General features: G+C 37.3%; 11 protein-coding genes. All 11 read left to right on the top strand.

Features of this window, described 5'->3' with window-relative positions; genetic code table 11:
• Window positions 1-502, top strand: a 502-nt coding sequence (locus AC2A07_RS19260) for a T9SS type A sorting domain-containing protein (RefSeq protein WP_484051733.1), incomplete at its 5' end; no start/stop codon positions are given.
• 412 nt (window positions 503-914) lie between these two features.
• Complete coding sequence (locus tag AC2A07_RS19265) at window positions 915-3,839, top strand: SusC/RagA family TonB-linked outer membrane protein (RefSeq protein WP_484051734.1); 2,925 nt, start codon at window positions 915-917, stop codon at window positions 3,837-3,839.
• Between the two features lie 12 nt (window positions 3,840-3,851).
• Window positions 3,852-5,387, top strand: a complete 1,536-nt coding sequence (locus tag AC2A07_RS19270) for a RagB/SusD family nutrient uptake outer membrane protein (protein WP_484051735.1) — start codon at window positions 3,852-3,854, stop codon at window positions 5,385-5,387.
• Between the two features lie 230 nt (window positions 5,388-5,617).
• On the top strand, window positions 5,618-6,964 hold the full coding sequence (locus tag AC2A07_RS19275; RefSeq protein WP_484051736.1) for an alpha-amylase family glycosyl hydrolase: 1,347 nt from the start codon (window positions 5,618-5,620) through the stop codon (window positions 6,962-6,964).
• 188 nt (window positions 6,965-7,152) lie between these two features.
• Entirely contained in the window at window positions 7,153-7,593 is a 441-nt protein-coding gene (locus tag AC2A07_RS19280) for a hypothetical protein (RefSeq protein ID WP_484051737.1), read from the top strand.
• Between the two features lie 2 nt (window positions 7,594-7,595).
• Window positions 7,596-8,243, top strand: a complete 648-nt coding sequence (locus AC2A07_RS19285; RefSeq protein ID WP_484051738.1) for a hypothetical protein — start codon at window positions 7,596-7,598, stop codon at window positions 8,241-8,243.
• A 92-nt stretch (window positions 8,244-8,335) separates the two neighbouring features.
• Window positions 8,336-9,085 (top strand): SDR family NAD(P)-dependent oxidoreductase, encoded by a 750-nt coding sequence (locus AC2A07_RS19290; protein ID WP_484051739.1) that lies wholly within the window; start codon window positions 8,336-8,338, stop codon window positions 9,083-9,085.
• Window positions 9,086-9,193: 108 nt separating this feature from the next.
• The gene (locus AC2A07_RS19295; RefSeq protein WP_484051740.1) at window positions 9,194-9,988 is read left to right on the top strand and encodes a thymidylate synthase; all 795 of its coding nucleotides are present in this window, start codon (window positions 9,194-9,196) and stop codon (window positions 9,986-9,988) included.
• Window positions 9,989-10,070: 82 nt separating this feature from the next.
• On the top strand, window positions 10,071-10,301 hold the full coding sequence (locus AC2A07_RS19300; protein WP_314499879.1) for a hypothetical protein: 231 nt from the start codon (window positions 10,071-10,073) through the stop codon (window positions 10,299-10,301).
• A 10-nt stretch (window positions 10,302-10,311) separates the two neighbouring features.
• The gene (locus AC2A07_RS19305) at window positions 10,312-12,822 is read left to right on the top strand and encodes a M1 family metallopeptidase (RefSeq protein ID WP_484051741.1); all 2,511 of its coding nucleotides are present in this window, start codon (window positions 10,312-10,314) and stop codon (window positions 12,820-12,822) included.
• Window positions 12,823-13,006: 184 nt separating this feature from the next.
• On the top strand, window positions 13,007-14,332 hold the full coding sequence (locus AC2A07_RS19310; protein WP_484051742.1) for a hydroxymethylglutaryl-CoA synthase family protein: 1,326 nt from the start codon (window positions 13,007-13,009) through the stop codon (window positions 14,330-14,332).
• Window positions 14,333-15,078: the final 746 nt, after the last annotated feature.

Raw genomic sequence — 15,078 nt, forward strand, 5'->3', positions numbered from 1 at the left:
TGCTGTAATCGGAGCCCCTACAGGCGCTGCAGTTCAGAGTTTTAATGCCGGAAATACACTAAGTGTCCTGGTGGTTAACGGACAAAACATCAAATGGTATGCTTCTGCTGCAAATGCTGCAAATCATACAGGCAGTCTGGCAATAACAACTCCGATAGTGAATAATACAACGTATTATGCTACACAGACCTTAGGTGGTTGTGAGTCTACTGCTTCATTAGCTGTTCTTGCATACAACGCAAGTTTAGGTGTTGTCAATGTAGCAAGTGCTGATTCTGATATGCAGATTTACCCTAATCCTGTAATGGATATTCTTAAAGTAAGTGGAGAAGAAAAAATTATTAAATTAATTATATTCTCTGCAGATGGTAGAAAAGTTACAGAAAAGGTAATGTCAAATGGAGATAGAGGAATTAATGTGAGCTCTTTTGTTCAGGGAGTTTATGTTATTCAGGTATTTACTAAAGATTACGTAAAAACATTTAAATTTATCAAAAAATAAAAATGGGTAGTTTTTAAGTAATTACTAAAATTCTAATAAGATTAACCTGCAGCTGTAAAGCTGCAGGTTTTTTTATGTTTAAAAATAAAAAAGAATGAAAGCAGTCACAGAACTATTTCAGCACTAAACAATTTGTTATAAGGATACTTTTTTAATGAATCGAATTTTCTTAGAATTTTCTCCGCATTCTGAAAAATGATCACCTTAAAAATATTGCAGTAACAGATGAATTACCATAATTCTATTCCGAGAGAAATGAGCAGGTAACCGCAGGATAGCAGAAATTCGCGATAAGTATACTTTTATAAAAATTAAAATATGAGAAAAATCATGTCTTTAAGACCATCTCTTCTTGTCTTCTAATTTAAATGAAAGTATAAAGTAATCATAAATCACAATCACCAATCACAGAATGAAGAAATCAATAATAACCCTGGGTATTTTATTGAGTACCACCGGCCTTATCTTCGCACAGGAAAAGCAAACTGCCGGCACACCAAAAGATCAGGATAGTTTGCGGGCTGATCCCAACAGTAAAACTAAAGATATTGAAGAAGTCGTCATCATTGCTTACGGTACACAGAAAAGAGGTGAAGTTACCGGTTCCGTTGGAAGAGTCGGTGCTGAAAGTTTCAAAGACCGTCCTATTTCGAGAGTTGATCAGGCATTAACAGGGCAGATCGCCGGTGTCAAAACACGTGCCGCATCCGGAAAACCCGGAGAGCCATTAGAAATAAGAGTTCGTGGTACAGCTTCTATTTCTGCAAGTAACTCACCGCTTTATGTAGTGGATGGAATGGTTGTAGACGATATGGCAAACGTTTCGCCGGACGATGTGCAATCGATTGAAGTGCTCAAAGATGCAGCATCTACTGCAATGTACGGATCACGAGGTTCTAACGGTGTCGTGATCGTTACCACAAAAAAAGGAATGTCAGGAAAGCCGTCATTCACCTTCTCGCAATATTACGGTGTCCAGACAATTGAAAAAAAACTGGATATCATGACAAGTTCAGAGTGGATTGACTACGCTACCGAATCTATCAATAAAAACTGGGTAGCTCTGGCGCCTGGTCATTCAGCCTCAGACAGCTACGCCGTGAGAGCTAATTATTTTAATTTAGCCAATACAACCAATTACAATCTGGCCAATGTCAACTCTATGGTTGATCCGCGATGGGGAACCGATCAGGTGGCCAATATTGACTGGCAGGATGCATTTTACCGCCCGGCATCGATTCAGAATTATCAATTGGCAGTACGTGGTGGAAGCAAAAATGTGAAGTATGCAATTTCAGCTGCTTATTTTGATCAGGAAGGCTTAGCTCTTAACACAGGGTTCAACAGGTTTAATTTAAGTGCAGCGATTGATGTAAATATATCAGATAAATGGAAAGCAGGAGTTACCCTGAGACCCAGCTATTCCCAAAGTTACGGAGCTGCTGTTGACGGAAAAGACAATGAAGCCCACAAAATGCTTTCCATGGTTCCTGTTGCTGAATTGTCAGCCGGTGTCTATACCAATTTTTGGAAAAATGACCGGTATAGGTGGGCAAGTTCTTCCCAAAGTCCGATTGGTGTTTTAGAGAATACAACAAATAATACCAATGAGTTTAGATTATTGTCCAGTTTGTATATGTCATATGACATTCTGCCAAGTCTGAATTTGAAAATTTCCGGGGGTGCCACCAATAACTTTAATCTTAACAACGGATATACTCCCACTTTTAATTTAATTACCAATATTCCCGGGCAGGTAAGTATAGCCAGTCGGAGAACGGTAAATTATAACCGGTATCTGGGAGAAGCATTATTATCTTATAAGAAATCTTTTGGGGATCACAATATTAATGCTATTGCCGGATACAGCGCAGAAAATTACAGAACCACCAGTCAATATAACAGGAATAAAGGATTTCCCAATGATGATCTGAAAACATTTAACTTCACACAGTCTGCTTCAGTTCTGAATTCAGAATACACCGCTTCAGAGTGGATGTTACTTTCCTATTTCGGACGTGTAAATTATGATTACAAAAAGAAATATATGCTGTCTGCAAGTATCCGTAGAGATGGTTCTTCAAGATTTGGCTGGAACAATCTCTGGGGAACTTTTGCTGCATTCGGAGGGGCATGGAAAATTGATGAAGAAGAATTTTTAAAAGACAAAAGCTGGCTAAGCAACTTAAAATTAAGATACAGCTGGGGAGAAAACGGAAATAATTCAATTGGGGATTACAGGGCATTTGGAACACTTTCAGGTGGTAATTATTCATTTGGCGGAAATTTATCGAACGGATTAATCCCAAACACAATTCCCAATCCTGATTTAACATGGGAAAAAACCAGGTCTTCAGATTTTGGATTTGAATTGGGACTCTTCAACAGAATTGATTTCACAGCAGATTACTATATTAAAAAAACCAATGATCTTCTTCTGCAGCAGCCTATACCTTATGTTACAGGATTTAATGTCATGTGGAAGAATGTAGGATCTGTTCAGAATAAAGGCCTTGAATTTGACTTAAGCACAAAAAATTTAACGGGAGCATTTAAATGGAATACCTCAGCGAATATTGCCTTCAATAATAATAAAGTATTACAGTTGGGTAGCGATAATGCACCGATCTATACAGGTTTTAGCAGCAGCACCAACATTATTAAAGTAGGAGAAGAGCTTAATTCATTCTATTTATATGAAGCGATTGGAGTGCTTTCTACAGCGGATCTTACCAATACAGGAGTTGCCAAAACAAAAGGTGCCATTGCGGGAGATGTCAAATATAAAGATGTTAATGGCGATGGGGTGATCAACGAAAATGACCGTCATATCATTGGAAGTCCTACCCCTGATTACTACTGGGGTTTTACCAATACATTTTCATACAGAGGCTTTGACCTTTCTGTGTTTTTCCAGGGACAGAAAGGTGGGTACAGTTATGCACTGCTTGGTCGTGCAATTGACCGTACAAGCATGGGGACAACAACCAATGTGATGGGGAACTGGGCAAACAGATGGCGTTCTGATGCAGATCCAGGAGATGGAAAAACACCGAGACTCGACGGCACAACAGGAAGTCTTTTAGACACAAGATGGCTTTATGATGCTACCTATATCCAGTTAAAAAATGTGACGCTGGGATACAACTTTGAGCAGGATTTAGTGAGCAAACTGAAAATTTCTAATCTGAGAGTATACGTCAGTTTAGAAAATGTCTGGAGAAAAGACCATTATTATGGTGGTTATAATCCTGAATCCGTGCAGTCAGACGGTACCGATTATGGAGCCTATCCTAATGCCAAGGTATATATGATGGGTTTAAACTTTAACTTTTAAATTTTAAGAAAAATGAAAATTACTACAATAAATACGTTCCTTTTATCATTAAATATAAAATCTGTTACAAAAGCATTGATCTGTGGAACTGTGATGCTGGGAATGCTCAGCTGCGAAGATGATCTGATGCTTGAACCTGAAAATAATATAACACAAAACTCCTTTTATACGACTGAACTGCAAATCAGCCAGGCATTGTCCGGAGTTTACTCTGCTATGGTGAACGCTTCATCCAGAGGAGGTTATGATGTTAATTTTTATTTGTTGGCATCAGAAGTGCGTTCCAATAACTTCAATGCAATTTCCCAGAACGGTAACAGGGATTATTATGCCATTAACCATTTTCAGGACACCTCTTCCACAGATGAGATGGGAATTCTTTGGGAAGATGCGTATCAACAGATCTCTTATGCCAATACCTTTCTTTCAAGAATCGATGCAGTTCCATTTGCAGATCCTGCGATAAGGGAACAGTACCGTTCTGAAGCAAAGTTTTTAAGAGCATATGCCTATTTTGAGCTGATGCGCAGTTTTGGAAAAGTTCCTTTAATCGATAAACCTGTAAGTCCCGAAGAAGCGGCTAAAATACCGCGTACAGATCTGGCACTGCTTTATACTTTTATCACTTCGGAGATTGAAGCATCGGTAGCAGGATTAAAGAATGTATATGATGCAGCGAATAAAGGAAGAGTCACAAAATCTGCAGCCCATGCATTATTGGGAAGGATTTATCTTACAGGATCAGGATATCCGTTAAATAACAGCTCATATGTTGCGAAGGCAAAGGACCATTTATTTACAGTCATTCAGGGAGAAGGCCAGTTCGTTACGTTCGCCCCTAATTATGCAGATTTGTTTAAAAGTGCCAACGACAATAAATACCATGTTTTTGAAATTCAGCATATCAGTGGAGGACTTTCCCAAGGGTCTTATTTACCGAGTTACGTTTCACCTAATTTTGGAGTCAGTGATCCTTTTTACAATCCGCAGGGAAGCTTGTACAGTTCTTCTGAATTAGGAGTTTCTCAATCACTGATTAATACCTACGAACCAGGAGACCTGAGATTGCCTTTGACCGTTAAAACAAGTTTCATAGCGCAAAACGGACAGCCGGATAATGCCAATTTTTTCGTGAAGTTTCGTGAAAAAGGATTGGTGATTACCAACCGTTATGACTGGCCAATTAACTTTCCGGTTATACGGTATGCGGATGTACTTTTAATGTATGCAGAAATTTTGAATAACGAGGGGAATACAGCTGCTGCAGTTCCTTACTTAAACAGGATCCGTCAGAGAGCAGGTCTCACTCCGGTTTCCACATCACTGTCAGCAGCTGACTTTACCACAGCACTCAGAAAAGAAAGAAGAGTGGAATTTGCAGGCGAAGGAGTTTACTGGCATGATTTGGTACGTTGGAATACCGGTGTGGCGGTTATCAACCAGGCTGCAGCAAACCTTAACTATAATTTTACCATTACAACCAACGATTATTTATATCAAATACCATTATCTCAAATTCAGGTGGCGGGATATGATCAGAATCCTTAAAAATACTTTATCCAGGTAATGGAAATTTTACACTCAGAAAAATCAATTAAACAGTAATTTAACAGAATCCCTAAGCTTCGGCTGAGGGATTTTTAGTTATATGAATTATTTAATCCAATCAACGTTTTTCATCTCTATTCTCATCCCACTAATCCACAAATTGAAATATTATTCACTTTAAATGTTTCAGATTAAATCTGCAAATCGTTACTTTTGTTAAAATTAACCCTATGAGGAAAGCAGTTTTACTCACAACGATTGGTCTGGGACTGTTGTCCTGCACTACTCAAAATATCAGAAAAAATATGGATTTACCTACGGAATGGAAACACACCACCAATATCTACGAAGTCAATCTAAGACAATATAGTCAGGAAGGTACTTTTAAGGCCTTTGAAAAAGAAATGCCCCGTCTCAAAAATATGGGAGTGAAAACCCTTTGGTTTATGCCGGTCACACCGATTGCCCAGCTTAATAAAAAAGGAAGTTTAGGAAGCCAGTATGCAGCTGCAGATTATACATCAATCAATCCGGAATTCGGAACGATGAATGATTTTAAACACCTGGTCAATGAGGCTCACCGATTAGGTTTTAAAGTAATTATTGACTGGGTAGCCAATCACACGGGATGGGATCATATATGGACAAAAACACATCCTGATTTTTATTTGAAGGATCCCGACGGAAGTTTTCATAAAGCTTCAGGAATGGACGATATCATTGAACTTGATTACAGGAATAAAGAGATGAGAACAGCAATGATCGATGCCATGAAATTTTGGGTGAAGGAGACCAATATCGATGGTTTCAGATGTGACCTTGCATCCTGGGTAGAAGTTGATTTCTGGGAAGAGGCAAGACCTGAAGTCGAAAAACTCAAACCCCTATTCTTCATAGGAGAATATGATGAACTTGAAAATCCTGACTATGGTAAGGTTTTCGATGCCAGCTATTCCTGGAAGTGGATGCATAAATCTGCTGATTACTACAGTAAAAACGAGCCTATCAGTGAATTGACAGACCTGCTTAAAAAATATTCTGCTATCGGAGATTCTTCGATGAGAGCATGGTTTACAACCAACCATGACGAAAATTCGTGGAACGGAACCGAATTTGAAAAGTATGGAGATATTACTAAACCAATGGCTGTATTTTCTGCTACCTGGAACGGTATTCCGCTTCTGTATTCGGGTCAGGAACTTCCGAATTTAAAAAGACTTGAATTCTTTGAAAAAGATGTCATCGATTGGAACGGAAAATATGAAATGGCAGATTTTTATAAAACCCTCCTGAATTTAAAATCCTCAAATCCTGCTTTACGCGGCGGAGATTCTGCTGTTGCAACGTATCTTCTCAATACAACTGCTAATGATAAGATTCTGGCTTATATAAGAAAAAATGGTAAAAACGAAGTGTTGGTCGTATTGAATTTTTCTAAAGAACCTGTGAATTTTACTGTTACGGATGATAACTTTAACGGAACTTTCAAAAATGTTTTTGATGGAAAGAACAGAGATTTCAGCGTAGGAAAAGACTTTAATTTTAAAGTTTCTGATTTTGCTGTTTTTGAAAAATAAAGTAAATATTTCCATTTTAAAAACCCTGCCAGCGTTTCAAACGCTGGCAGGGTTATGAGTAGCGTAATAAAAAATGAAATGAATAAATTTCAAATGTATTATCATAAAAAGTATAATTACTTACATTTAGAATTTTAAAAGATTAGTAACTAAAAACGCTGGCAGGGTTAAGAATAAAAAAATTATGAATGGATAAAATTCAGATAGTATCAATAGTAAAAAATAAAATTGCAGCAAAAATTCAGACCTTCGAAAATCTTATTGCTGAAACCCGTGCTTCAAGTAATGATACCAAAAGCTCAATGGGCGACAAATATGAGACGGGACGTGAAATGCTGCAGCAGGAGATCAACAATATTCAGAGACAACTGAATGAATCTCTTAACCAACAGAATTTTCTGCAGAAACTCAATACAGATGTCTGCACAAAAGTTCAGAACGGAGCTCTGGTGCAGACCGATAAGGGATTTTTTTTTATTTCAGTTTCGGTGGGTGAAATTGTTTTTGAGGATAAAAAAATAATGACCATCTCCAGCGAATCTCCTTTGGCAAAAGCCATGTTTGGTAAAAAAGCCAGAGAGGTTTTTACCATTAATAATATCAATCAGAAAATAAAAGAAATAATCTGAATATGAGGAATTTGAGAAATTTTCTGCCAGTCCTGTTTTTAATTGTTCATTCTTTGGTTCAGGGGCAGATTAAAGCTAATATTTCATCTGATAACTATGATTTACAATCTGTTGATATCAATATTGGCAAAATTATTATTAAGCTTAGTAATAATGGGAGAATTTCAGGATTTCAGCCGGTTGATTCAGATGGAGCAGTTGACTATTATGACTCAAATTTTGAAGCTTACCGGTTTGCAAAGTTAAAAACGATCGCAAATCTGAAAATTGACTATTGGGATGTTCTGGATAAAAGTGATCTGAGATATGGGAAGATTAAGAATATCGGAACCGTTACAATAGAATATTATGATTCTTTTGATAAAGAAAAATATGGTAAAGTAAAAAAGATTGGAGATCTTCAGATTGATTATTGGGAAAGCAGCATTGTCGATGACAGTAGGTTGGGTAAATTAAAATCTGTAGGTTCTGTCTTAATTGATTTTCGTTTAAGAGAAATAGTCGGGTCAGCGAATTATAGAAAACTGACCAGATTTGGATCTGTCTATTTAGAGTATTGGAATGATACAGTATTCGATAAAGATAAATATGGAAAGCTGAAATTGATCAAAGGGAATACAAAAGAAGTTTCTGTCAGCATAGTCTGGTGAAAAATTTAAGAAAAATTTACCATTGCTTCAAATTGAATCTAAAATTGATTGTCGTAAATTTAGGATATAAATAATAACAAAAATTTATTAATATGGGAATTTTAGACAATAAAGTAGCTCTTGTTACCGGAGCAGGTTCAGGAATAGGATTGGCGATCGCTCAGTCTTATGCTAAAGAGGGTGCTAAAGTAATTGTTTCAGACATCAATGAAGAGCACGGGAATCAGGCTGTGGAAAAAATAAAATCAGAAGGTGGAGAAGCTTCTTTTGTGAAAGCAGATACCTCCGATGCAGAGCAGGTTGAAACTTTGGTTAAGTCAACCGTAGAAATATACGGGAAATTGGATATTGCCTGTAACAATGCAGGAATTGGAGGTGAGCAGAAACTGACGGGTGACTATGGTCTGGACAGCTGGAGAAAAGTCTTGAGTGTAAATCTTGACGGAGTTTTTTACGGATGTAAATATCAATTGGAGCAAATGGAAAAGAATGGTGGTGGGGTCATTGTTAACATAGCCTCGATCCACGGAACAGTGGCAGCGCCTCTTTCGTCGGCTTATACAGCGGCAAAGCATGCGGTTGTGGGTCTGACAAAAAATATCGGTGCAGAATACGGACAGAAAAACATCCGTTGTAATTCTGTAGGTCCGGCATATATTGAAACTCCGTTGTTAGACAGTGCGAGTGGTGATATGAAAGAAGCGTTAATTGCCAAACATCCAATGGGAAGATTAGGAAGATCTGAAGAAGTTGCAGAACTGGTATTGTTTTTAAGTTCAGAGAAATCATCATTCATGACCGGAGGTTACTATCTTGTTGATGGCGGCTACACTGCTGTTTAATACATTTTAACGAAATATATGATTCAGGCATTCATGAAAATGAATGCTTTTTTTAATCTTTTTCTGATTTAGATTCTTTAAATTTGACATTTGAAAATTCCCTGAAAAATGCAAAATTATTTAGATCTTTTAAAACATATCAAAGAAAACGGAACTGATAAAACTGACCGCACCGGGACAGGTACGAGAAGTGTTTTCGGGTATCAGCTGAGATATGATTTGTCGAAAGGTTTTCCGATGGTGACCACCAAAAAAGTGCATTTAAAATCTATCATTTACGAATTGCTCTGGTTTTTGAGAGGTGATACCAATATAAAATATTTAAATGACAACGGAGTCAGCATCTGGGATGAATGGGCAGATGAAAACGGAGATTTAGGTCCCGTGTACGGAGCACAGTGGAGAAGCTGGAACGGAGCAGATCATAAAGTGGTAGATCAGATTTCAGAAGTAATTGACCAGATCAAAAAAAATCCGGACTCACGAAGATTGATTGTTTCTGCATGGAATGTTGCTGAAATTCCCAATATGGCTTTGGCGCCCTGTCACGCATTATTTCAGTTTTATGTAGCTGATGGTAAATTATCTTTACAACTGTACCAGAGAAGTGCAGACGTATTTTTGGGTGTCCCGTTTAATATAGCGAGTTATGCGCTTTTATTGATGATGGTTGCTCAGGTTTGTGATCTTGAAGTGGGAGATTATATTCACAGTTTTGGAGATGTTCATATTTACAACAATCACTTTGAACAGGTCGACAGACAGCTTTCAAGAGAGCCAAAGGAACTTCCTCTCATGAAATTAAATCCTGATATTAAAAATATTTTTGATTTTAATTTTGAAGATTTTACCTTAGAGAATTACGAGCCACATCCGGGAATTAAAGCACCGGTAGCGATCTAAATTTAAATTAGAGATAGAAAAGTGGGGTGATAAAACTTCACTTTTTTTGTAACTATTCCTCATATAATACTACTTATTTCACATGAAATCAATTAAAATTACTTTAGAACAAAATGTTGATGCTGAGAATTTAAAGCAAATTCTGCTGCAGATAAAAGGAGTCGCTTCAATTGAGATCATCGACGAAGATAATCCTGAAAGTGAACTGAAAAAAGCTTTTGCCAAAACAAAAGAGCAACTGAAAAAAGGCGATTACGAAACTTTGGTAAATGATATTTTCGAAATAATCACAAAAAATAATTCAAAAAAATAAAAGGAAAGAAATGAAGAAAATCATTTTATCTATTGCAGTATTGGGAGCTTTGTTTTCCGGAAATGTATCTGCACAAACAGAAACTTCAGGCAGAGAAAAAGTGTACAGAGCGACACCTGCTAAAATAACAGAACTCAAACATACAAAACTTAAAGTCAGTTTCGATTATCAGAAAGAGCAGATGAATGGAGAAGAATGGTTAACAGCTTCACCCTATTTTTATGCTTCCAACGAATTGATTCTTGATGCAAAGGGAATGTTGATTCATGAAGTGGCTTTAGATAATAATGGAAAAAAATCTCCTCTAAAATATGATTACAAAAATGATGTTTTAAAAATTTCTTTGGACAAAACATACCAGAAAAACCAGGACTATACTGTCTACATAAAATATACCGCCCGTCCGAATGAAGTAAAACAGGAAGGAAGTATGGCAATTAGCGATGCAAAAGGACTGTACTTTATTAATGCTCAGGGAAAAGATCCTGATAAACCGACACAGATCTGGACCCAGGGAGAAACAGAATCATCATCAGCATGGTTTCCAACCATTGACAAATCTATTCAGAAAACAACTCAGGAAATCTATATGACTGTTCCTGATAAATATGTAACGCTTTCAAACGGACTCTTAAAAGATTCCCAGAAAGAAGCGAACGGCTTAAGGACGGATCATTGGGTGATGGATAAAAGGCATTCCACGTATCTTTTTTTCATGGGTGTAGGAGAATATGCTGTGGTAAAAGATAAATGGAAAAATATTGCGGTCGATTATTATATTGAAAAAGAATACGAACCGTATGCAAAGCAGATCTATGGAAATACGCCTGAAATGATTGAGTTTTTCTCAAAAAAATTGGGGTATGATTATCCGTGGTCAAAATATGCACAGATTTCAGGAAGAGATTATGTGAGTGGAGCAATGGAAAATACGACGGCAACCCTTCACGGAAGTGATATTTTGCAGAAACCGGGACAGCTGATAGACGAGAACAAGTGGGAAGACACCATTGCTCATGAGCTTTTTCATCATTGGTTTGGTGATTTGGTTACAGCAGAAAGCTGGAGTAACCTGACGGTCAATGAATCATTTGCCAACTATTCAGAATACTTGTGGAATGAATATAAATACGGTAAAGATCAGGCAGACTACCATCAGATGGAAGATGTTAACCATTATATTCACAATCCTTCAGATTTAAAAAAAGATCTGGTAAGATTTGATTATGCTTCAAGGGAAGATGTTTTTGATCTGGTGACTTACCAGAAAGGAGGTGGAATTCTTCACATGCTGAGAAATTATCTGGGAGACGAAGCATTTTTTGCAGGAATGAATGATTACCTCAAAACCTATGAATACAAAAATGCTGAAGCGCATCAGCTGAGGTTATCATTCGAAAAAGTTTCAGGAAAAGATTTAAACTGGTTCTTCAACCAGTGGTATTTTGGCAGCGGACATCCGAAATTGACATATACCTACACTTTTGAACCTGTAAAAAAACAGGTGACGGTGGTGGTCAGCCAGTCTCAGGAACTTCCGTTTGAGTTTCCTCTGGCGATCGATGTATATGATAACGGAAAACCGAAAAGACAACAGGTCTGGGTAAATGCAACAGCAAAAAATACATTCAGTTTTGATGTCTCAAAAAATCCTGATCTGATTAACATCAATGCAGACGGAATATTGGTTGCTGAGGTTACTGATACGAAAACACCTGAACAGAATCTTATGCAGTTCATGGGATCCAAAGAATTTAAGAGCAGGTATAATGCACTTAATTCTATCAAAGATCAGGTAGGAAAAGGTCCTGCCGCAACAAAATTATTATCTGCAGCTTTAAAAGATCCTTATTTCAGAGTACGGATGAAAGCTTTGGAACTGATGGACCTCTCAAACGCAGAACAGCTTAAAACTTTGGGAGCTGATGTTGAGAAATTAGCACAGAATGATCCTAAAACATTGGTTCAGGGGGCAGCGATTGCAGCTTTGGCAAAAACGAAAGATAAAAAATATCTTCCTGTTTTCGAAAAAGGAATGAGTGCCGTTTCGAATTCCGTTAAAGGGAATTCTTTGGCAGCAGTGCTGGCGATTGACCCTTCAAAAGTGAATGCTCTGGGTGATAAAATTGATCTGGAAGGAGCTTCTGAAGACATGCTTACCCAGTTGTTACCAGTTGTTGTTAAAAACAAAGTGACTTCACAGATGGCAAATATTGCTTCGGTTGTTGCATTTTATCCGTTTGTAAAATTCCAGAATCCTGAATTGGGGAAAGTGGCGGAAGAAGGGTATAACTGGATCATGAGTTCAGATAACCTTAAGGCAACAGAAAGTATTACCAAAATATTGGGGCAGGCAAAAGGACAGATGGGAGATAATCCTCAGGTGAAAATGATGATTACCCAAATGTTGAAGTCGGGTCTTGATAAAAAAATGGAACTGTTAAAACAAAATCCTCAGAAAGCGGCGAGTATTAATCCACAGATTGATGCGATTAATAAAGCGATTGAAAATTTTAAATAGGCAAGGTTCTTATACAGATCTAAGGCATCTCTTTTTAGAGGTGCTTTTTTTTGGACTGTTCAGTAAATATAATCTGTTGCTTTGTCAAGGTCAGCTTAATAATTTATCATATCGTTAAAAAAAATCGTATTTATGGATCTTTTTTGTTGAATCTTTTATAAATTCGATTAAAATTTAAGAGATTATGGGATTTGGAATTGAGGCAGCAAGCTATTATGTACCTTCTTTGTATTTGGAAATTAATGATTTAGGAGAAAAAAGAGGAATTGAACCTGCCAAATTGCAGAAAGGTTTAGGCTTGTACAAAATGGCAGTTCCCGATGTGCATGAAGATGCAGCAACCTTTGCAGCAGAGGCTTTGCTGAAATTGATAAAAGATTACCGGATTAATCCAGGAGAGATATCACGGATTTATTTGGGGACAGAAAGTGCGGTCGATGCTGCAAAACCTACCGTATCTTACGCAGTGCAGATGGTAGAGAAGGTTTTGGAAGAAGCGTATGGCGAGAGGTGTTTTAGAAATTGTGATGTCGTAGATATGACCTTTGCGTGTATTGGTGCAGTAGATGCTCTTCACAATTCATTAGATTTTGTAAGGGTCAATCAGGATAAAAAAGCTGTGGTCATTGCAAGTGATTATGCAAAATATGAGTTGGCATCTTCAGGAGAGTATACGCAGGGAGGCGGTTCGGTTGCATTACTGGTTTCAGCAAAACCCGATCTTCTGGAAATTGAAAATGATTGGGGAGTTGCCACTGAGAGTGTTTTTGATTTTTTCAAACCGAGGCGACATTTTATGAAAAAAGATTTAAACGGTGCTCCGGAGAATTTTCCTGATAAAATTGAGGTTTTTACTGACGAGCCGGTTTTCGATGGTCAGTATTCCAACCAGTGTTACCAAGACAGGATAAAAGAAGCCTACGACCATTATAAAGATATTTCCGGAAAACAAAAAGCTTACGAAAACTGGAGGTACCTGATCTTTCATCTTCCGTATGCATTTCATGGAAAACGGGTTTTTACTGAAATTTACAGTTTAGAAAACGGGCTTAACTATTCAACAGCTGAAGAAAAAAAAGCAGTTGCAAAATCTGAAGATTACCTGAAATTCATTGATGATAAAATCGAAAAAACACAGAGAGCTTCATCTGAGATCGGAAATATGTACACAGCGTCTATTTTTATGGCATTGCTTTCAGCATTACAGGTGTCATTCAATGAAGAAGAAGAATTGGCCGGTCAGGAAATTGGATTTTTGAGTTATGGAAGCGGTTCGAAGTCAAAAGTTTTTGCTGGTAAAATATCTGAAAACTGGAAATCAGTCGTTTCAGAATGGAATTTGTTTCAGGATCTGAATGATCGTTTAGCCATCGACTTCGATACCTATGAAAAAATTCACAGAAAGCAGTTGGAACATTCAGTGGATCCTGACTATAGCGGATTCGGATTACAATCTGTCGAATTGGAAAATCCTGTTTTGAAAGGAGCCAGATTTTATGGATATCAATGATAGGATCCCGGTTTAGGACAGATAAAGTAGTAATCACTGAACTTGCAATAAACATAACGCAGATTCATCTCTGATAGAATATTTTGCCTCTGATTTCGGGGGCATTTATTTTGGGGAGCTTATTCGTGCTTTCCGCTGTATCTTTTTCGCCTGGCTATCTACGATCCGTTTGAGAAAAAGGATGCCGCTTCAATCCCGACTAGGGAAGCGGTTAAGAAATGACAGATCGTGATCATAAAAACTTCTTTACTTTATTTCAAAGCTCTTTGACCGCACAACAACATACCTTATATAAGTCTTACCTAAAAAATGATCTGCCATACTATATATAATAAGAACCAGCTTTGTCTTAGGATCTTTGTATTACTTTACTAAGTGAAACGGCTTTGTTTACCTTAAGATGCAGCAAAATGTCAAAAACCTTTGTTTATCCTTGCATTAAGTAAAAAGAAGATTTTCTAAAAAAACTAAAAAACCACTTTTAATAATTGCGAACTGCCTTTCTTGACTGTTGATCAAAAGCCCAATAATCAAGTTTCCATAGTAAACCTTGTATTACTTTACTAAGTGAAACGCCCCTGTATATCTTACTATGCAACATAATTTCACCAAACCTTAGTTTATTCTTGCGTTAAATAATACAAAATACCCCATTCAAAAGGCTGTCCATTCTTACTTTCCCGTACATTTCGCTACTTGTCAGACTTCGCCTTCTTCAAAAACACGTTTATGTTTAAAATTTTTCG

It is taken from the genome of Chryseobacterium sp. HNCC26DJ238, from assembly GCF_057180465.1.